The organism is Variovorax sp. 10N432, assembly GCF_056394465.1.
In genome coordinates this window covers 16173-34403 of record NZ_JBFTHX010000006.1, presented here as the reverse complement: position 1 = coordinate 34403, position 18231 = coordinate 16173, and the positions used below count along the sequence as shown (strand labels likewise).

The following is an 18231-nucleotide window of genomic DNA, read 5'->3' as shown; positions in this document are numbered from 1 at the left end:
CGAATTAATTGCGAATCACGGCTTCAATTCAGCCCTCGCTCCGCGCAGCACGTCCACCAGCGCGATCGGGTCTGCAGGCACGACGTTCGATCGCCAGGCCACATGCTGGTCGTCGCGGCACAGTACCAGCTTGTGCTTGTAGGCCTCCGGCACCTTCTCTCCGCCAAGGTCCAGGACCCGGAGCGGAACCCGTCGTGAGGCTGCTGCAGCTTGCAAGCCTTCGATGTCGAGTCTGGCGTCGAAGCGCAGGAGCGTATAGCCCGCGCCGAATGCGTCATAGAGCGATCTGCCGTCGGACAGCCAGAAGTGAGGCGCACGGCAGCCTGGCACCGTCGAAGGCGTGAAGCCGCCCATGCTGTATTCCGGAGGGCTCTCCCCGTCTCCGACGATGATCGGTGAACCCGTGTAGTAGTAGCCGAAGTTCAGTCCCGCGCAGCAGTACTGTTCGACGTTCAGCTCGTAGGCCTCCCGGCCGATCCGGTCGCGTGCGGCCGCACCCTCGGGGGTCTGCTCCTCGATGTTCGCCGGCACCGCGCTTCTCGCCTTGATCATCTTCGCGGCATGGTTCATCGCGAAGTGCGAGACCTGCGCGGTGATCGGCTGGCGCTCTGCCTCGTAGGCGTCGAGGATCGACTCTTCGCCCCAACCCTGGAGTCTGGCGGCCAAGAGCCACGAGAGGTTGAGCGCGTCGGCTATCCCCGCGTTCATTCCGTACCCTGCGTAGGGCACCCAGAGGTGCGACGCGTCTCCGGCGATGAAGACGTTTCGATCTCGGAACCGATCAGCGACAAGGCGCCGGCCGACCCAATCCTCCTTGCTGATGACCTCGTACTCGAAATCCGCATCGACCCCCAGGATCTGCCGGATCGACCAGTCGCGATCGACGGACTCGAAGTCCGGTTCATCGGGATTCAGATGGTTGTGCACCAGCCAGGTCTGGCTGCCATCGATCGCGAAGACCGTTCCGCAACGGCGCGGATTGACCGAGTAGTAGCACCATGAAGGCTTGCCGGGCAGCAGGCTGCGAAGACGGGGCGCCCGGATGTAGGTCGACTGGACCCGCTGCACGACCGCCGTTCCTTCGAGCTTGGCCCCGATCGCCTTGCGAACCGACGAACTGCCGCCGTCGCAGCCGACAAGGTAGCGGCAGCGAATCTTCCTGAAGGTCTCGCTGTCGAGATCGAGCGCCGTGGCCTCGATGGCCTCGGGCCCTTGCGTGAAGGAGGTGAGTCGCGTTCGATTGAGCAACGTGACGCCTTCCAAGGCGGCCGTGTGCTCGAGCAGGACGGGCTCGAGGTAGATCTGGTTGATCCGGTGCGGGGGCTCGGGCGTCGGCCACCAGGTGTCCGGCCCGTCCGTCGATGCATAGCGCTCGCCGCGCCCCGGAATGGGGATGCGGGAGAGCTCGGTGCCGGTCATGCGGGTCCGGAAGACGACGTCGTTGGGATAGTCCTCCGGCAAACCCGTGGCTCTCAACTTGTGTGCGACCCCGAGTCGGCGAAAGCGCTCCATCGTCCGTGCGGCGACGTGGTTGCACTTGACGTTGGGCGGCTCCGCGTAGTCGCGAATCTCCACGATGGCGACTTTCACCCCTCGGGAAACCAGGTCCATGGCCAGGGTGAGGCCCACCGGCCCGGCGCCGACGATCAGTACGTCCGTGTCGATGTTCTTCATCTTCAATCGATCTTGATGTTGCTTTGCTTGATCACCTTCGCCCACTTCGCGGTTTCCGAAGAGATGAAAGAGGCCAGTTCCTCTGGCGAGCCCGGCGTGGGCTCGACGCCCAGGTTGCGGATGTTGGCCTGGACCACCGGATCGGACAGGGCCTCGGTGAGCGCAACGTTCATGCGGGCCACGGCGCCGGTCGGCGTGGCGGCGGGAGCGACGACACCGAACCAGCCCGTCGAGTCGTATCCGGGCACGCCGGCCTCCGAGATCGTGGGTACCTCGGGCAGCTGCGACAGGCGCTTCGGAGTGGTCACGGCGTAGGCGGTGAGCTTGCCGGCCCTGATCTGCTGCAGCGCCGAAGGCAGGTCGACCATCGCCAGATCGACCTGCCCGCCGATGGCGTCGAGGGCGGCCGGGCCCGATCCCTTGTAGGGCACCTCCACCAGCTTGACGCCGGCCATCTGGCTGAAGAGCGCGATCGACAGATGCATCGCGGTACCGTTGCCGCCGTGCGCGACCGAGAGTTGTCCGGGATGTGCCTTGGCCCTGGCAATGAGGTCCTTCAACGTCTTCGCGGGCACCGCGGGGTTGCCGACCAACACGAACGGAATGGAAGCCAGCATGCTGACCGGCCGAAGGTCCTTCTGGACGTCGAAGGGCATCTGGGCATACAGGCTGCTGTTGGCGGACAACGCCCCGGCCGCCACGACGCCCATCGTGTAGCCATCGGGCGGCGCCTTCGCGATCACGCTCGTCCCGATGTTTCCGCCCGCGCCCGGCCGGTTGTCGACGATCACGGGCTGGCCGAGCGACTCGTTCAGGCGCGGCAGCAGCATGCGCACGACAGCGTCGGAACTGCCACCGGGCGGAAAGGTCACCACCATCCGGATGGGTTGCCGCGGGTACTTCTCGGCGGCTGGCTGGGCCAGGGCGGCCACCGCGATCCCGGCGGCCAATGCCGCCGCCACAAGCATTCGAATCTTCGTTCTCATCAGGTGTCTCCTTCGGACCGGATTGCACACCGCCGGCATTCTTAAGTAAATCGAAATTAAACGAATCAGATATGATGAAATCGTATGAATCAACCGAGCAAGTTCAGCCCGAGCATCCGGCAGCTGCGGGCCTTTCGCGCCGTGTTCCATCTGGGAAAGCTCAGTGCCGCGGCCGAACAGCTTTCGCTCACCCAGTCCGCCGTGAGCGTGCTGATCCGCCAGCTCGAGGAGGGCCTGGGCACGCGACTGTTCGATCGAACGACCCGATCGCTCCGCTCGACACAGGCGGCGATGGAAGCGATTTCGGTGGCCGAACGGGTTCTCCGTGATGTCGACTCGCTGGGGGCTGGTCTTCGAGACCTGGGGCAGCTTCGGCGCGGCCGGGTGTCGCTCGCCATCACGCCGACCCTCGGAGAGATCCTGCTTCCGGCCGTGGTGCGGCGCTTCGGCAAATTGCATCCCGAGATGCGCGTCGTGGTGGACGACTGCGCTCCTGACCAGTTCGTCTCTCGCATCGTGGGCGAGCACGTGGACCTCGGGCTCGGGGCTCCGGAACGCGCGGCAGCCGATGTCGACACCGAGCGAATCATGGGCGACACCTTGGCCCTCGTCTGCCGCAAGGACGATCCTCTCGCGGCCCGGACCCGTCTGCGATGGTCGAACCTCGACGGCGTGCCTGTCATCACCGTCAGGCCAGGGTATGGAATTCGTCAGATGATCGATGGCGCGGCGGCGCACGCGGGTGTCATGCTCGATGTCGCGAACGAAGTCACGTTCTTCTCGACTGCCTTGTGGATGACCGAGGCAGGCGCCGGGCCCTCGATCATGCCGACAGCGTACGCCCGCGCCTCACGTCACAAGGGCCTCGTCGTGAAGCGCCTCCACGAGCCCCTGGTTTCCCGAGACCTCTCCCTGGTCACCAAGCGCGGCCGGTCGTTGTCGCCCGCGGCGGAAGCGCTCGCCGTCGTGATTCGGTCCGAGTTGGGCGGGACCTGAACGGACCGGGAGCCTCCCGGGCCCGACCGCAATCGTTTCGCGAGCTGCGTGACAAAAAACGAATTGCCCCCTACGCTTTGCCAAGCCAGCTCCTCCACACTTCTTCGTCATGCTCCAGAAACGCTCCATGTTCCTCAGCCGCAAAATCGGCGCTCACTTCATTCTTGCCGGTGCAATGCTCGCCGCCCTGCTCACGACGCACGACGCGATGGCCCAGGCCCGGCTGGAACAGGCGGCCGATGACAGCTGGCGGTTTTCGGCCGGGCTCGGCGTCTTCAACCGCCCCAGGTATCCTGGCAGCGGCGACACGCAGACGGTGGCTGTGCCGCTGGTCACCGCCAACTATGGACGCTACTTCATCGGCGGCACGCCGGGGGCCGGCTTTCCATTCGGTGTCGGCTTCAACATCATCCAGGATGACGCCTGGCGCTTCGGGATCGCCTTGGGCGGCGAACTCACCAAGCCGCGCAAGGAGTCCGACGCGCCGATCCTCCGCGGCTGGGGCGACATCCCCGAGACCGCACTCGGCAGCGTGTTCGCCTCCTATACCTACGACTGGCTGACGGTCCGGGGCTTCCTGCTTTCCGACATCGGGGGCAACGACCAAGGCACCCGGATCGCCCTCGACCTCGAAGGCAGGTACCTGGTCAACGACAGGCTGGTCCTGACGGCCGGGCCCGGTGTCACCTGGGCCAACGGCAAGTACACCCAGACCTTCTACGGCATCAGCGCCCCGCAGAGCCTGATCGCCGGCGTGGCGCCGTACCGGGCGGGAGGCGGCCTCAATACGGTGCGCTTCTCGGTCGGCGCCCAGTACCAATTGACCGCCCAGTGGGGCCTTGGCGCGAGCGTCTCCGTCGCCTGGCTGCAAGGCGACGCCGAAAACAGCCCGATCACCGAAGACAGAACGCAAACGACCTACGGCGTCTTCGCTTCCTACAGGTTTTGACGGCAGGCCGAGTGGGCGCTACGCGCCGAGAATGCTCTCCAGATCGGCCTCGTCGCTGCCCGCATCGAGCTTGAGGCTTTCCTGGATGTGATCCAGGTGATGAAGCATCAGTGTTTCGGCCCGCTTCGCATCGTTGCGCTTGATCGCTTCCACGATCTCCTCGTGCTCGTCGGCGCGGCAGCTGGTCGCGGTGGGCGCGTCGTACAGCGAGATGATCAGGCAGGTCAGCGTCGACAGCTCGCGCATCGTGCGTGCCAGCGCCGAATTGCCGGCGAGCTCGGCCAGCAGCAAATGGAACTCGCCCGACAACCGGACCACCGCGCGCGCGTCGTTGCGCTGGCGCGCGTCGGCTTCCAGCTCGAGGTGCCGGCGCAGGCGCTGCATCTTGAAGTCGTCGATGGTGCCGACCAGCCGGCGCAGCACGCCGGGCTCGATCAGGCGGCGCGCCTCGAAGACATCGCGCGCCTGCTCGATGGTGGGCTTGGCGACATGCGCGCCGCGCTGCGGCACCAGCTCGACGATCTGTTCGTGCGCCAGGCGGGCCAGCACCTCGCGCACCTTGGCGCGGCTGGTGCCGAAGATGTTGGCCAGGCGGTCTTCGCCGAGCTTGGTGCCCGGCGCGAGCCGGTGTTCGAGGATCGCCGTGGAGATCTTCTCGGCAATGGCGTCGACGCTCTGCTCGCGGGCGGCGCCGCTGGCTTCCTTGGGTGGACTCAGTTTCTTTGGCATGGCTTTCGATCTTAGCGACGACGCACGGACCGCGTGCCCGCGCCGCATCGGCGAGGCCTCATCGCTGCGTGCGGTCGCGGGCGAGCAGGCGCGCGATGCCCTCCGGCAGGCCGTGGTTCGGCTTGATCGGCGGCGGCGCGAAGCTGCCCTGCCGCGCCGGCAGCGTGCCCAGCGAAACCAGGGTCTGCGCATGGCACACGGCGCTCGACACGCCATCGACCACGGGCACGGGAATGCGCTCCCGGATGGATCGCGCCAGGCCCGCCAGCGGCGCACCGGCGATGATGATCACGTCGGCGCCGTCGTCCTGCACGGCCGACAGGCACAGGGCCTCCAGGCGCGCGGTGTGGTCTTCCTGCACGCGGCCGATGTCCTTCAGCGGGTCGTCCAGGTTCCGGATGCTGGCCAACCGGTCGCTCAGGCCGTTGGCGGCGACGCATTCGCGGTACCACGCGGTGATGCGGTGCGAGATCGCCACGATCGAGAAGCGCTTGCCGAGCAGGCAGGCGCTCATCAGCGCCGCCTCGGTGAGGCCGACCACCGGGATGTCCAGCACTTCGCGCAGGCCGTCGATGCCCGGATCGCCGAAGGCCGCGACCACGATCGCATCGTGCCGGTCGCAATGCTCGGCCGCCAGCGTGGCGGCCGCGTAGGCGCCGATCAGCGACTCGAAGCGGGTCTCGATGTAGGCGACGCCGAAGGGCGCGGTGAGCACGCTCACCTGCGTGCGCGGCGCGGCGGCGCGGCGGGCCTCGGCCTCGATCAGGTCGGAGACGCTCTGGGAGGTGTTGGGATTGATCAGCAGGATCTTCATGGCGTGCCTCGCTGTGGCGCCTTCGGCAGCAGCGTGGGCCGGCCGCGGCGCAGGAACTCTCCGCGGCCGGCGCGCGGATGGAATGTCTGTCCGTCCCACACGACCTCGCCGCGCGCCAGCGTGAGGGCGGGCCAGGCCTTCACGTCGATGCCTTCGTAGGGCGTGTAGTCCACGGCATGGTGCAGGTCGGCGTTGCGGACCTGCCGGGGCGTCGCGCCCCACACCACCAGGTCGGCATCGGCGCCGATCGCGATGGTGCCCTTGCGCGGGTGCAGGCCGTAGGCCTTGGCGGGATTCGTCGACGTGAGCTCGACGAAGCGGTTGATCGTGATCCGCCCATCGAGCACGCCGTGCGAGAACAAGAGCGGCAGGCGCGTCTCGATGCCCGGAATGCCGTTGGGGATGTGGCGGAACTCGACCTCCTTGCCGCCCGGCTTCTTGCCTTCGGGCGCGTCGTAGCGGAACGGCGCGTGGTCGGACGAGAAGATCGTGAACAAGCCGTCGGCCAGGCCGTTCCAGATGACCTGCTGGTTGTCCTTGTTGCGCGGCGGCGGGCTGCAGACGCAGCGCGCGCCACCGTAGCTGTCGTCGATGCCGAGGTCCTCCGCCGTGAGGAAGAGGTACTGCGGGCAGGTCTCGGCGAACACGTGCAGGCCATGCGAGCGCGCCCAGCGGATCTGCTCGACGGCCTCCTTGCCCGAGACGTGGACGATCATGATCGGCACGTCGACGAGTTCCGACAGCGCGATCGCGCGATGGGTCGCCTCGCGTTCGACCAGCATCGGCCGCGAATGCGCATGGAAGCGCGGCGCGGTCCGGCCGCTGGCCTCCAGCCGCCGGGTCAGCCACTCGATGCAGTCGGCGTTCTCGGCGTGGATCATCGCCATCGCATCGTGGCTGCGCGCGACGTCCAGCACGTCCAGGATCTGGCCGTCGTTCAGCTTGAGGTCGTCGTAGGTCATGTAGATCTTGAACGAGGTGTAGCCTTCGGCGATCAGCTGCGGCAGCTCGTTCTTCAGCACCTCCTCGGTGGGGTCGCTGACGATCAGGTGAAAGGCATGGTCGACGTGCGCCCGCCCTTCGGCCCGCTCGTGATAGTCGCGCACCGCGGCGCGCAGCGACTGGCCTTTTTGCTGCGCCGCGAAGGGAATCACCGTGGTCGTGCCGCCGCAGGCGGCCGCGCGGGTGCCGGTGTCGAAGTCGTCCGCCATGCGCACGGGCGCTTCCATGGGCTGGTCCAGATGGCAGTGGGCATCGACGCCGCCGGGCGTGACGAAGGCCCCGGCGGCGTCGATCTCGCGGCGCCCCGGCGGCAAGCCCAGTCCCAGTTGCACGATGCGGCCGCCCACGATGCCGATGTCGGCATCGAAAGTGTCGCTGGCGGTGGCCACACGCGCGTTGCGCACGACCAGGTCGAAGGCGTTGGTGCTCATGCGAACAGCCCTCCCCAGCTCTTGACCGCGCGCGGATCGACGCCGGCGAGCTTCAGTGCCTTCCAGACCACGGTCGCCACCGAGTCGTAGACGGGGATGCCGAGCTCGCGCTCCATCTCGGCGGCCAGGGGCGCGCCGTGGAGGTTGGTGCACATCACCGTGATGGCGTCGGGCTTGCGCTGCGCGACCTCGCGGATCATCGTGCGCAAGGTATCGGGCGCGACCTCGGCGAACGAGAAGTTCACCGTCAGGTCCAGGTGGCGTTCGGCGACGCATTCGATGTCGAGCGCCGCGTAGTTGGCAACGATGCGCCGCTGCACGTCCTCGACGTAGGGCGAAACCAGGCCGAGCGTGCGCGCCCCCTGCGCCGCGAGCAGCTCGTTGAGCGCCAGCACCGACGTCGTCGCCGGGATGCCGGTCAGCTCGGTGATGCGCTCGCACAGCGCACGGTCGCGGTCGAAGCCGAGCCAGCTGGCGGAGGTGCCGCTCCAGCAGATCACGTCGACCTTGGCATCGGCCAGCAGCTGCGCGGCGTCGAGGATGGTGCGTTCGTCGAACTGGTTCTGCGACTTGTCGCCCATCGAGATCTCGGTCACGCGGAAGCGCGAGAAGTGGGCCGAGACGCCCGGCACGCCGGCGACCATCGCGCTGGTCAGCGGCTCGAGCGCCGTGTTGGAAGAAGGCGTCAACACGCCGATTCGTTTTTGCTGGGACATCTCGCGGATCTCGAAAAGTGAACTAGACGGGCAACTTCTTGCTGTAGTCGATCAGCAGCGTGGAGCAGACGAAGAGACCTGCGCCGGCCGCGGCGAACAGCATCAGCGCCATGAAGTACGAGCCGGTCGCCTGCACGATCAGGCCGACCACGATCGGCACGCCGATGCCCGCGACGTTGCCGCCCAGGTTCATCGTGCCGCCGAGGAAGCCGACATGCGCCCGGCGCCCGAGGATCGACGGCACGCACCAGAACAGGCCGCACCAGCGCAGGAAGAACAAGGTGACCGACAGCAGGATGACGACCACCACCGGGTCCGTGATCTGCGAGACCATGTAGATCGCGAGGGTCGCGATGACCGAGGAGATGCCGAACAGCGTGCGCAGGACCTTCGTGTTCGAGGCGCCGGCCGCCTTCCATTTGTCGGCCAGCCAGCCGCCGAACATCTCGCCGACGAAGCCCGAGAAGAACATGATGAACACCGCCCCGCCCATCTGCTTGATGTCGAAGCCGTGGACCTTGGAGAGGTAGTTCGGCATCCAGGTGAGCAGGCCGTAGAAGAGCGCGTTGAAGCACATCCAGCCGAAGAACATGCCCCAGACCGAACGGAAACGCAGGAAGTCGAGCAGGCGGCCACTGGCGCCTGGCGGCTCGCTGGCGGCGTCCTGGGCGTGGCTGGCCTCGATGTACTTCGCCTCGGCCTCGTTGACGCCGGGATGTTCGCGCGGGTGGTTGCGGATGTAGCTCCAGGCGAACAGGCCGGCGACGACAGTGCCGACACCGGCGATCACGAAGGCCAGCCGCCACGAGCCGAGCACCGCGATCAGGCCCGAGATCAGGATCGCGCCAAGCGCGGCACCGAGCGGCGCGCCGCCATCGAGCAGGGTCGCGCCGCGGCCGCGCTCGTTCTGCGTCATCCAGATGCCGTTGAGCTTGCCGCCCGCCGGGTAGATCGGCGCTTCCGCCGCACCCAGGCCCAGGCGCGTCAGCAGCAGCGGAACCCAGCCGGTGCAGAAAGCGGCGATGGCCTGGAAGAAGCCCCAGCCCAGCGTCGCGCCGGCAATGACGACGCGCGGACCGAAGCGGTCGGCCAGCATGCCGCCCGGAATCTGCATCAGCGCATAGGTCCAGAAGAAGGAACTGAGCAGCAGGCCCTGCACGGCCGGCCCGATGTCGAACTCCTTCGCGATCAGCGGCATCGCCACGGACAGCGAAGCCCGGTCGATGTAGTTGATCGAGATGAGGAACAACATCATCAGGAAGATCTTCCAGCGGACCTTGGAGGGCTGGAGGGCGGTGTCGGGTGCTGCGGCGGTCGCCGTGGCGCCGGCCGTCATGGTGGGTGGCATCGGTCTTGTCTCCTTGCGTGGCACGGATGCCAGCCTGCAGGGAAGCACCCGGCAAGCTGGCGAGCTTGCAGCCGCGAGTCGGGGCGGGTCGGGCCCATGCACCACCGAGGCTGTGGGGCGGACTTTAGAACCGGCCGAAAATGATGTCAACATTGTTGTCGACAATGAATGTCGACTCTAGTGAAAACACCTACTCGATCGGCCGACTCGCGACATCGGCGAGCGGTGTTTCAGCAAAGAACGCCATGGCCGCCAGCACGCCGCTGCCGGCCAGCGGAACGCCGGCCAGCTTGAGCCCCATCTCGACGCCGGTCAGCGCCGCCATCAAGGTCAGGTCGTTGCAGTCGCCCAGGTGGCCGATGCGGAACATGCGGCCCTTGAGCTTGCCCAGCCCGGCGCCGAGCGACAGATCGAAGCGCTCGTGGATGAGCCTGCGCAGCGCATCGGCGTCGACGCCCTGCGGCGTGATGACGCCGGTCAGCACCGGCGAATGCACGCGCTCGTCCGCGCATTGCGTCGGCAGGCCCCAGGCGCGCACGGCGGTGCGAACGCCCTCGCCCCAGCGCTGGTGGCGCGCGAACACCGCGGGCAGGCCCTGCGCGAGCACCATGTCGAGCGCCTCGCTGAGTCCGTAGAGAAGATTCGTGCTAGGCGTATAAGGCCAGTAGCCGCCCTTGTTCATCTCGACGATCTCGTCCCAGGCCCAGAAGGCCTTGGGCAGCCGCGCGGTCCTGGCGGCCTCGATGGCCTTGGGCGACAACGCATTGAAGCTGATGCCCGGCGGCAGCATCAGCCCCTTCTGCGAGCCGCTGACGGTGACATCGACGCCCCAGGCGTCATGGCGGTAGTCGGCACTCGCGAGACCGGAGATGGTGTCGACCATCAGCAGGGCCGGATGGCCCGCCGCGTCGATCGCACGGCGAACCGCGGCGATGTCGGAAGTGACGCCGGTGGACGTCTCGTTGTGCACCACGCACACGGCCTTGATGCGGTGCGCGCCGTCCTTGCGCAGGCGCTCCTCGATCAGGTCGGCCTGCACGCCATGGCGCCAGCTGCGCGGCAGCCCGGTCTCGTCGATGCCCGGCAGCGCGAGGAACTCGGGCTCCAGGCCCAGCCGCTGCGCCATCTTCTGCCACAGGCTGGCGAAGTGGCCGGTCTCGTACATCAGCAGGCTGTCGCCGGGACTGGCCACGTTGACCAGCGCCGCCTCCCAGGCGCCGGTGCCCGACGCCGGATAGATCACCACCGGATGCTCGGTCTGGAAGACCTGCTGCAGGCCGGCGATCACCTTCTTGCCGAGGGTCGCGAACTCGGGCCCCCGATGGTCGATGGTCGGCAGGCTGATGGCGCGCAGGATGCGATCGGGCACCGGGCTGGGCCCGGGGATCTGCAGGAAATGGCGGCCGCTGGGATGGTTGTCTAGAGCGATCATGGAGTCTCTGTCCTTTGACTTCTTCAGGGTTCTACAACTGCACCGACGCACGGCCGATGCCCGGGAATTCAGCGCTGACGAGGTCGCCCTCGGCCGCCTCCAGGATGCCGACCCAGGTGCCGGTGGTGACCACCGTGCCGGCCGCCACGCGGCCACCGTTGCGGGTGGCGTGGCGCAGCCACGCGGGCAGCAGGTACGCGGGGTCGCCGAGCGAGTGGGTGCCGCGGCGCTCGACCGTCGCTTGCGAGCCGATGCGGACCGTGCAAGGCTGGGCAGCCCAGTCGCGGGCGACGAACGGGACCCAGTCGCCGAGCACCAGCGCACCGTGCGACTGCAGGTCGGCCAGCTTGAAAAGCGCCGGCGCATCGAGGGCCTCCCGCCAACGCGAATCGACGATTTCTATCGAGACGGCCATCGCGTCGACCAGGGCCGGCGCGCTGCGCGCATCCAGCGTCGATGCCAGTGCCTGGTCGACCTCGCGCCCGAGCCGCAGGGCGATTTCGGCCTCGATCCCGCGAAGGTGGAACGGCCGCCCGCCGGCGCGGGCCGGACTCGGCCACACGCCCTCGGGCGGCAGTGGCGCGCAGGTCAATTCAGCGTCGCGAGACGCGCCGCCGGCCTTCCAGTGGCGCGGCGGCGAGGTCGCGAACCAGCCGAGTTCTTCGGCCACCCGCTGCTGCACCGCATAGGCATCGCCAGCGTCGCCCAGCGCGTCGGCCAGCGACGCGGCGAGCGCCAGGGTGCTGTCGCGGCGGGCACGGGTCAGTGCCTGGACGACGACCTCGATCTTCGATGGGGACATGTGGATTTCCTGTGACGGCTTCGAACAAAGCTCAAAAGAAGATGCTCAGGGGCGCGAGGCCCGGCACCTCCGCGCGCACCGCCGTCCCTTGGGAGGCGAACAGCATGCCGGTGCACGAGCCGGTGGTGACGATCTGGCCGGCCTGGAGGCCCGCGCCCCGCGCCATGCAATGGTTGGCGAGCCAGGCCAGCAGCGCGCCGACATCGGGGTGCGCATGCTCGCCGAGGGTGTGGGCGACGACCTGCTCGTCGAAGCGCATCACGGCCTCGGTCCGCTTCAGGTCGAACCAGGCGATCTCGAACGGCGCCGGCTCGCCCAGGGCCAGTCCGCCATGGCTCAGCAGGTCGGCCAGGAGCGCCGCGGGCTCGGCATCGAGCCAGTCGGCCAGCCGGGTCTCGGCCACCTCGATCACCGGCAGCACGGACTCGACCGCCAGCGCCACCTCGTCGCGCGTGTAGGGCCAGGCGCGCAGCGGCAGGTCGGACCCGAGCCGGAATGCGACCTCGACTTCGGCGCCGCGCAAGTGCCATGCGCCGCCGTCGAGCGTCGATCCGCCGGGCACCAGCCCCGCGGCCGGCAGCGGCGCGCAGACCGGCGCCTGGCCAGGGCCGGTCGCGCCGACCTTCCAGCCGCCGATCGGGCCGATCGCCGCCAGGGTCGCGTCCTGGATCGCGTAGGCCTGCTCGCGGCCGCGCGCCTGCAGCAAGGTCGACGGCACACGCCGCCCGTCGCGTCGCGCTCGACCCAAGGCCTGCGCGGCCGCCTCCGGCGTGACCTGCCCGACCGCGGCCGCGGCAGCCGTCACAGGTCGGGGAAGCGCTGCCATGGATGGGCTTGCTCGATCGAGTGGGCCAGCGCCAGCAGCGCGTCGTCCGCGCCCTCGGGCGCGACCAGCTGCATGCCGACCGGCATCCCGCCGGCGAAGCCGCAGGGCAGCGCGATGGCAGGCAGGCCGACGGCGTTGGCGAAGCCCGCGAACACCGCATGGCCTCGCGGTCCGACATCGTGTCCGTCGATGCGCGGCGGGTGCGACTGGTTGGCCGGCCATGGCAGTGCCGCCGCCGCCGGCGTCAGCAGGAAGTCGTGCCGTTCGAACAGGCGCGACAGCCCGCAACGCAGCCGCTCGGCTTCGAACAGCAGGTCGAACAGGTCCGCCGCGGACGCCCTGCGGCCGGCTTCGGCATTGGCCTGCATCGCCGGGCCGAACGACGACGCATCGAAGGGCCGCTCCGACAGCTCCCGTGGATGCGCAACGAGCCACGCCAGGCCCACCTGCGCGAGCAGCGGCCAGCGCTCGTTGACCGCCTCGGCCATGTCGAAGTCCCGGGTCGTCGTGACGTCGTGCCCCATCGCCGCCAGCTGGCGCGCGGCCGCTTCGGTCAGGGCAGCGATCCGCGGATCGACCGGGTGCAGCCCGAAGCGCGGAATGAAGAGGATGCGGGCACGGGGCGCGCTCCCCTCCTCGACCGAGCCGCGCCCGATCACCCGCATGACCGCGGCCGCATCGGCCACGCTGCGCGCGATCGGACCCGCCACCTCGAAGTCGAGGAAGATCGGCGGCAGCCCGTCCCCGCGCGGCACGCGCCCGCGCGAAGGCTTGAAGCCGACCAGGTTGGTATGCGATGCCGGCCTGCGGATCGAGCCGCCGCCGTCGGTGCCCAGCGCGATCGGGCAGCCGCCCGCGGCCACCAGCGCCACCGCGCCGCCCGACGAGCCGCCCGGTGTGAGCGACGGGTTCCACGGGTTTCCCGTGGGGCCGAACACCGGGTTGTCGGTATAGCCCTGCATCGTGAACTCGGGCACGTTGGTCTTGCCGAAGATCACTGCGCCGGCGTCGCGCAAGCGTGCCACCGGAATCTCGTCGCGCTCCGCCACGAAGCCGGCCAGCGCGCGGCTGCCCCAATGGGTCGGCAGGCCGCGCACCTGCAGGTTGTCCTTGATGGTCACGGGCACCCCGTCCAGCGCGCCGAGCGCGCGGCCCGCGCGCCAGCGCGCGGTGCTTTGCCCGGCCGCGTGCGTCGCGCCTTCGAGGTCGAGCGCGACCATCGCGTTGAGCCGCGGATTGACCTCTTCGCTGCGCGCCATGCATGCCTGCAGTGCCTCGGTCGGCGTGAACGATGCGTCGCGGAACCCGGCCGCGAGCTGCATCGCCGTGAGTTGCCAGAGCGGTTTGTTCATCGGTGGCTCACATGTGCGCCGGCAACCAGGTCACCAGCTGCGGGACGGCCATCAGCAGCAGCGTGAACAGGATCATGATCACGGCATACGGCAATGCGCCGTAGATCGCGTCCTCGATGCCGCCCTTGTCCGGGCGGATGCCGTGGACGACGAACAGGTTCATTCCCACGGGCGGCGTGATCAGGCCCAGTTCGCACATCAGCACGATGAAGATGCCGAACCAGATCGGATCGACCCCGATCGCGGTGGCGATCGGATAGGTGATCGGGATGGTCGCGACCTGCATCGACAGCACGTCCATGAACATGCCCAGGATCAGGTAGAACACGATCAGCGCCAGGATCAGGCCGGTGGCCGACAGGCCCAGGCCCGCCACCCACTTGGTCATCGCCTCGGCCACGCCGGTCAGGCTCACCGTCAGGTTCAGGATGAAGGCCGCTGCGACGATCAGCAGGATCATGCCGCTCACGCGGGCCGTCGAGACGAAGCAGTTGCGCAGCAGCTCGCGGTTCAGCTTGCCCGACTGCCAGACGAATCCGAGCGCAGCGATCACGCCGAGCGCAGCGCTCTCGGCCGCGGTGGCGATCCCGAAATAGAGGCTGCCCATCACGATGCCGAACACCACCGCCGGCGGGATCAGGTGCACCAGCGAGCGCAGCCTGTCGGCCAGCGGCACCTTCGGCTCGCGCATCACCTTGCCGCTGGCCAGGCTCGAGACCGCGATCCAGAGCATGAAGCACAGCGTCAGAAGGAGGCCGGGGATGATGCCGGCGATGAACAGCTTGCCGATCGAGTTGTTGGTGAGCGACCCGTAGACGATCATGTTCACGCTCGGCGGAATCAGGATGCCCAGGGTTCCGCCGGCCGCCAGGCTGCCCAGCGATGCCCGCATCGGATAGCCTCGCTTCTGCAGCGAAGGCAGCGCCACCGTCCCCACCGTGGCCGCGGTGGCGACCGACGACCCGGAGGTCGCGGCGAACAGCGCGCAGCTTCCGATGTTGGTGTGCAGCAACCCGCCCGGCAGGCGGCCGAGCCAGGCCGACAGCGCGATGTACATGCGGTCCGCGATCCCGGACCGCAGCAGCAACTCGCCGAGCAGCACGAACAGCGGCACGGAGGTCAGCAGGCTCTCGTTCTGCACGCCCCACACCACCGGAGCGATGGAGTCCATGAACGGCACGCCGTAGGCCGCGATGCCGCCGATGATCCCCACCGCCGCCATCGAGACGGCGATCGGCATGCCGACCAGCATGAGGCCGAGCATGGCGAGGAACGCGAATCCGATCAGTGCGATGTTCATGGTGTCGCTCCTTCGGAGGCCTGGCGCAGCTTCAGGTCGTCCAGCTCCTCCTTCAGTTCTTCCTTCGCGCTCTTGGGATTGAAATCTCGGTTGAGCCTGGCGATGTCGCCGCGCAGGAACAGCTGCGTCGCCCGCCATGCCAGGCCGCAACCCACCAGCGCGAAGATCACCAGGCCGGCATACCAGACGCTCTGCGGAATGATCAGCGGCGTCGCCCAGGGCGTCTGCGCGGTGCTGCGGTAGGCCGTCGTGTCCTGGATCACCTTGAACGCCACCCAGGCGATGAACAGCGCGAACACGGCCAGCGAGACCATCGAGATCCAGTTCAGCAGCGCCTGCACCCGCGGCGAGAACTTCTCGTGGAAGACGTCGACCCGGATGTGATTGCGTCCGATGAGGGCCAGGCTGAAGGCGATGGTCGAGCCCACCGCCAAGGCGTAGCCGCCCAGTTCGTCGGCGCCCTGCAGCGAGATGTTGAACAGCTTGCGCGACAGCGTCTCGATGGTGACGATGACGGCCAGGCCGAGGAAGATCACGCCGAAGACGGTGGCCAGCACCGTTTCCAGGCGGGTCTTGAAGTCGACGCGCCCGGCCGGCGCCACCCGGTCGGCGGACGCGGCAACGGACGGCCGGTCGGTGGTCATGGCGCCGCCGTTCATTTCAGCCCCAGCACCGGTGCCACCGTCGCCTGCCAGGTCTTCGAGCAGGCGGCATTGGACTTGTCGCAGACCTCGGCCCACACCGGCAGCGACACCTTGGTCACCGCGCTGCGCACCAGGTCGATGTCCGCCGACGTGACCGGCACGTTGACGAGGCTGAACTTCTTGCCGGTCGTGCAAGGGTCCTTGCCGGCATTGCAGTTCAGGGCGTCCTGGAAGAGTTCCTCGGAGTACTTCCACACATCGTCGCTCAGTGCATCGAAGGCCTTCTTCAGCTTGGCCTGCTGGTCGGGCGCGAGCGCGTTCCAGGACTTCATGGTCATGCCGTAGCCATTGAGCGCCATCTGGAAGCCGATCGCCATCTGGTGCGTCGTCACTTCCGGCCAGCCCGCGGAGTTGGCCGAGCTCGGCCCGGTGATCGCGCAGTCGACCACGCCCAGCGACAGCGACTGGTGCGTATCGGCGAACGACACCGGCACCGGCGTGCCGCCCACCATCTCGATGAACTTGGCCAGGTTCTGGTCGTACACGCGCACCTTCATGCCCTTGATGTCGGCCAGCTTGGCGACCGGCTTCTTGCAGAACAGGATCTGCGGGCCGAAGGGCCAGACGCCCAGCAGCTTGACGCCGAACTGCGCCTGCAGCCGCGCGTCCGCCGTGTCGAAGTAGGCCTTGGCCACCTTGCGGCCGGTGGCGTAGTCCGGCGCCGCGCCGACCAGGTCCAGGCCCAGGATGGTGGGTTCGTCGCGTGAGTTCTGCGAGACGCGCAGGGACACGATGTCGAACAAGCCCGCCTTCATCACGCGCAGCTGTTCGGTGTCCTTGATGCCCAGCGTGTCGATCGGCTTGTAGTCGACATCGATCGGCAGCCCGGTCCTGGCGGCGAAGTTCTCGAAGAAGGGCTGCTCCTTGTTCTTCTGGATCAGCCCGGTGGCCAGCGGCTGGCCGATGGCCTTGAGCTTGATCCTCTCTTGCGCATGCGCTGCGGGCAACGCGAGCATCACGGCCATGGCGGCGGCCGCGGCGAAGGACTGGAGGCGAGGACGAGACAGCATGAAGGCTCCTGCAGGGGTGAGGGGGTGGGAAGGCGGCATTTCAGAAGAGATGCGCCATTGAATCGCGCCGAAGCCTGTGGCTGCGGACTATTCCGCTGCGTGGGAACGCCGGCGAAATTCCTTGCGGATCAAGGACTTGGCGCTGCGCGCCGATGGAAGGCGGAGGCTAGAAGCGGCCGCCGTAGGCCGCCGTGATCTCGTCCGCTGCGGCGCGCACCACGGCGCCGAGTTCCGCGAAATCGGCGCTCTTGATGCGCTGGGTCGGTCCGACCAGCGAGATCGCGCCGAAGGGCCGGCCATGCTCGTCGCGAATGGCGGCGGCAATGCACCGCAGGCCCACCGCGTTCTGCTCGTCATCGATCGCGTGGCCCGCGCGGCGCACCTCGCCGAGCGTCTCGTGCAGGCGCGATGCGCGGGCGATCGTGTTGTTGGTGAGCTTCGGCAGGCCATAGGTGCGCAGGTACTGCAGCACGTCTTCCTCCGCCATGGCGGCCAGGATCGACTGCCCCATGGCGGTGCCATGCAGCGGTGCACGAAAGCCGGGCTTGCCGATGGCGCGCATCGTTTCGCGGCTTTCCACCTGCGTCACGAAGACGATGTCGCCGAGATCGGCAATCCCGAGGTTGATGCTCTCGCCCGTGCTGTCGCGCAGCCGGCGCATCACGGGGAGAGCCAGGTGCGCGATCCGGCGCCGACGTCCGAACGCGGCACCGACCGAGAAGCAGCGCACGCCCACATACCAGAGGTTGGTCTCGCGATCGGACTGCACGAACTGGCGTTGCTCCAGCGTCGTGAGCAGCCGGTGCGCCGTGGAGGACGACAGCCCGCTGCGCGCCGCGATATCGACCAGCCGGTAGCCTTCGTCGTCCTCGGCAAGGAGTTCGAGCAGCTGCATGGCGCGCGTGAGCGATTGCACCGTGCTGTCGCCGTCACGATCGATGCGGGTGACTTTGGCGGTCTTGCCGGGCGTGCGCGTGGAACTGGCGGTCATGGCGTGCCTTATGCAAATTGCGCGCCATCGGCTCGATCGTGCGGCACGCGCTGCGGTCGTCGATGGTCCTTGAAGAGCAGGATGTCGATTAGAGTGTTTACACCGATGTCGACATCATTTTCAAAGCCGTCGCGCCCGATCACCGGGTCCCGCATGCAAGATGGGTGCC

The 18231-nt window shown here is 68.1% G+C and carries 18 protein-coding genes; 2 read left to right on the top strand and 16 right to left on the bottom strand.

The annotated features are described in order from the left end of the window. Window positions 1-15: 15 nt before the first annotated feature. Together AC1DF3_RS09220 and AC1DF3_RS09215 are read right to left on the bottom strand one after the other, a co-directional pair. Window positions 16-1674 carry an FAD-dependent oxidoreductase gene (locus tag AC1DF3_RS09220; protein ID WP_478139438.1) on the bottom strand — a complete coding sequence of 553 codons (1659 nt, stop codon included), beginning with the start codon at window positions 1672-1674 and terminating at the stop codon, window positions 16-18. Window positions 1675-1676: 2 nt separating this feature from the next. After that, on the bottom strand, window positions 1677-2660 hold the full coding sequence (locus tag AC1DF3_RS09215) for a tripartite tricarboxylate transporter substrate binding protein (RefSeq protein ID WP_478139437.1): 984 nt from the start codon (window positions 2658-2660) through the stop codon (window positions 1677-1679). 84 nt (window positions 2661-2744) lie between these two features. Here AC1DF3_RS09215 and AC1DF3_RS09210 point away from each other — a divergent pair, with 84 nt between their 5' ends. Together AC1DF3_RS09210 and AC1DF3_RS09205 are read left to right on the top strand one after the other, a co-directional pair. After that, complete coding sequence (locus AC1DF3_RS09210; RefSeq protein WP_478139436.1) at window positions 2745-3656, top strand: LysR family transcriptional regulator; 912 nt, start codon at window positions 2745-2747, stop codon at window positions 3654-3656. Window positions 3657-3783: 127 nt separating this feature from the next. Continuing rightward, window positions 3784-4605, top strand: coding sequence for a MipA/OmpV family protein (locus AC1DF3_RS09205; RefSeq protein ID WP_478139435.1), 822 nt, complete (start codon window positions 3784-3786; stop codon window positions 4603-4605). Window positions 4606-4623: 18 nt separating this feature from the next. Here AC1DF3_RS09205 and AC1DF3_RS09200 read toward each other — a convergent pair whose 3' ends face one another. From AC1DF3_RS09200 to AC1DF3_RS09135, 14 genes are all read right to left on the bottom strand, one after another. Continuing rightward, window positions 4624-5334 (bottom strand): GntR family transcriptional regulator, encoded by a 711-nt coding sequence (locus AC1DF3_RS09200; protein ID WP_286530944.1) that lies wholly within the window; start codon window positions 5332-5334, stop codon window positions 4624-4626. A 58-nt stretch (window positions 5335-5392) separates the two neighbouring features. Then, on the bottom strand, window positions 5393-6148 hold the full coding sequence (locus tag AC1DF3_RS09195; RefSeq protein WP_478139434.1) for an aspartate/glutamate racemase family protein: 756 nt from the start codon (window positions 6146-6148) through the stop codon (window positions 5393-5395). Further along, complete coding sequence (hydA, locus tag AC1DF3_RS09190; RefSeq protein ID WP_478139433.1) at window positions 6145-7581, bottom strand: dihydropyrimidinase; 1437 nt, start codon at window positions 7579-7581, stop codon at window positions 6145-6147. Before hydA ends, AC1DF3_RS09195 begins: the two co-directional genes overlap by 4 nt. Then, window positions 7578-8297, bottom strand: a complete 720-nt coding sequence (locus tag AC1DF3_RS09185) for a maleate cis-trans isomerase family protein (RefSeq protein ID WP_478139432.1) — start codon at window positions 8295-8297, stop codon at window positions 7578-7580. Before AC1DF3_RS09185 ends, hydA begins: the two co-directional genes overlap by 4 nt. A 22-nt stretch (window positions 8298-8319) precedes the next feature. Further along, window positions 8320-9633 (bottom strand): MFS transporter, encoded by a 1314-nt coding sequence (locus AC1DF3_RS09180; RefSeq protein WP_286531322.1) that lies wholly within the window; start codon window positions 9631-9633, stop codon window positions 8320-8322. 202 nt (window positions 9634-9835) lie between these two features. Beyond that, window positions 9836-11077 carry a pyridoxal-phosphate-dependent aminotransferase family protein gene (locus AC1DF3_RS09175; RefSeq protein ID WP_478139431.1) on the bottom strand — a complete coding sequence of 414 codons (1242 nt, stop codon included), beginning with the start codon at window positions 11075-11077 and terminating at the stop codon, window positions 9836-9838. A gap of 31 nt (window positions 11078-11108) precedes the next feature. Next, complete coding sequence (locus tag AC1DF3_RS09170) at window positions 11109-11879, bottom strand: fumarylacetoacetate hydrolase family protein (protein ID WP_478139430.1); 771 nt, start codon at window positions 11877-11879, stop codon at window positions 11109-11111. A gap of 31 nt (window positions 11880-11910) precedes the next feature. After that, window positions 11911-12705 (bottom strand): 2-keto-4-pentenoate hydratase, encoded by a 795-nt coding sequence (locus AC1DF3_RS09165; protein WP_478139429.1) that lies wholly within the window; start codon window positions 12703-12705, stop codon window positions 11911-11913. Next, a complete protein-coding gene (locus AC1DF3_RS09160) occupies window positions 12681-14057 on the bottom strand; it encodes an amidase (RefSeq protein ID WP_478139428.1) in 1377 nt (458 codons plus the stop codon). Before AC1DF3_RS09160 ends, AC1DF3_RS09165 begins: the two co-directional genes overlap by 25 nt. A gap of 7 nt (window positions 14058-14064) precedes the next feature. After that, window positions 14065-15357, bottom strand: a complete 1293-nt coding sequence (locus AC1DF3_RS09155; protein ID WP_478139427.1) for a TRAP transporter large permease — start codon at window positions 15355-15357, stop codon at window positions 14065-14067. Continuing rightward, the gene (locus tag AC1DF3_RS09150; RefSeq protein ID WP_478139426.1) at window positions 15354-16001 is read right to left on the bottom strand and encodes a TRAP transporter small permease subunit; all 648 of its coding nucleotides are present in this window, start codon (window positions 15999-16001) and stop codon (window positions 15354-15356) included. Before AC1DF3_RS09150 ends, AC1DF3_RS09155 begins: the two co-directional genes overlap by 4 nt. Window positions 16002-16012: 11 nt before the next feature. Further along, entirely contained in the window at window positions 16013-17071 is a 1059-nt protein-coding gene (locus AC1DF3_RS09145; protein WP_478139425.1) for a TRAP transporter substrate-binding protein, read from the bottom strand. Between the two features lie 166 nt (window positions 17072-17237). Continuing rightward, on the bottom strand, window positions 17238-18062 hold the full coding sequence (locus AC1DF3_RS09140; RefSeq protein WP_478139424.1) for an IclR family transcriptional regulator: 825 nt from the start codon (window positions 18060-18062) through the stop codon (window positions 17238-17240). Window positions 18063-18070: 8 nt separating this feature from the next. Continuing rightward, complete coding sequence (locus AC1DF3_RS09135) at window positions 18071-18217, bottom strand: hypothetical protein (RefSeq protein WP_478139423.1); 147 nt, start codon at window positions 18215-18217, stop codon at window positions 18071-18073. Window positions 18218-18231: the final 14 nt, after the last annotated feature.

What these genes read in the sequence shown, in the direction of transcription:
- AC1DF3_RS09220 (WP_478139438.1), bottom strand. Translation starts at nt 1,674, where the DNA reads ATGAAGAACATCGACACGGACGTACTGATCGTCGGCGCCGGGCCGGTG.
- AC1DF3_RS09215 (WP_478139437.1), bottom strand. Translation starts at nt 2,660, where the DNA reads ATGAGAACGAAGATTCGAATGCTTGTGGCGGCGGCATTGGCCGCCGGG.
- AC1DF3_RS09210 (WP_478139436.1), top strand. Translation starts at nt 2,745, where the DNA reads ATGAATCAACCGAGCAAGTTCAGCCCGAGCATCCGGCAGCTGCGGGCC.
- AC1DF3_RS09205 (WP_478139435.1), top strand. Translation starts at nt 3,784, where the DNA reads ATGTTCCTCAGCCGCAAAATCGGCGCTCACTTCATTCTTGCCGGTGCA.
- AC1DF3_RS09200 (WP_286530944.1), bottom strand. Translation starts at nt 5,334, where the DNA reads ATGCCAAAGAAACTGAGTCCACCCAAGGAAGCCAGCGGCGCCGCCCGC.
- AC1DF3_RS09195 (WP_478139434.1), bottom strand. Translation starts at nt 6,148, where the DNA reads ATGAAGATCCTGCTGATCAATCCCAACACCTCCCAGAGCGTCTCCGAC.
- hydA (WP_478139433.1), bottom strand. Translation starts at nt 7,581, where the DNA reads ATGAGCACCAACGCCTTCGACCTGGTCGTGCGCAACGCGCGTGTGGCC.
- AC1DF3_RS09185 (WP_478139432.1), bottom strand. Translation starts at nt 8,297, where the DNA reads ATGTCCCAGCAAAAACGAATCGGCGTGTTGACGCCTTCTTCCAACACG.
- AC1DF3_RS09180 (WP_286531322.1), bottom strand. Translation starts at nt 9,633, where the DNA reads ATGACGGCCGGCGCCACGGCGACCGCCGCAGCACCCGACACCGCCCTC.
- AC1DF3_RS09175 (WP_478139431.1), bottom strand. Translation starts at nt 11,077, where the DNA reads ATGATCGCTCTAGACAACCATCCCAGCGGCCGCCATTTCCTGCAGATC.
- AC1DF3_RS09170 (WP_478139430.1), bottom strand. Translation starts at nt 11,879, where the DNA reads ATGTCCCCATCGAAGATCGAGGTCGTCGTCCAGGCACTGACCCGTGCC.
- AC1DF3_RS09165 (WP_478139429.1), bottom strand. Translation starts at nt 12,705, where the DNA reads ATGGCAGCGCTTCCCCGACCTGTGACGGCTGCCGCGGCCGCGGTCGGG.
- AC1DF3_RS09160 (WP_478139428.1), bottom strand. Translation starts at nt 14,057, where the DNA reads ATGAACAAACCGCTCTGGCAACTCACGGCGATGCAGCTCGCGGCCGGG.
- AC1DF3_RS09155 (WP_478139427.1), bottom strand. Translation starts at nt 15,357, where the DNA reads ATGAACATCGCACTGATCGGATTCGCGTTCCTCGCCATGCTCGGCCTC.
- AC1DF3_RS09150 (WP_478139426.1), bottom strand. Translation starts at nt 16,001, where the DNA reads ATGACCACCGACCGGCCGTCCGTTGCCGCGTCCGCCGACCGGGTGGCG.
- AC1DF3_RS09145 (WP_478139425.1), bottom strand. Translation starts at nt 17,071, where the DNA reads ATGCTGTCTCGTCCTCGCCTCCAGTCCTTCGCCGCGGCCGCCGCCATG.
- AC1DF3_RS09140 (WP_478139424.1), bottom strand. Translation starts at nt 18,062, where the DNA reads ATGACCGCCAGTTCCACGCGCACGCCCGGCAAGACCGCCAAAGTCACC.
- AC1DF3_RS09135 (WP_478139423.1), bottom strand. Translation starts at nt 18,217, where the DNA reads ATGCGGGACCCGGTGATCGGGCGCGACGGCTTTGAAAATGATGTCGAC.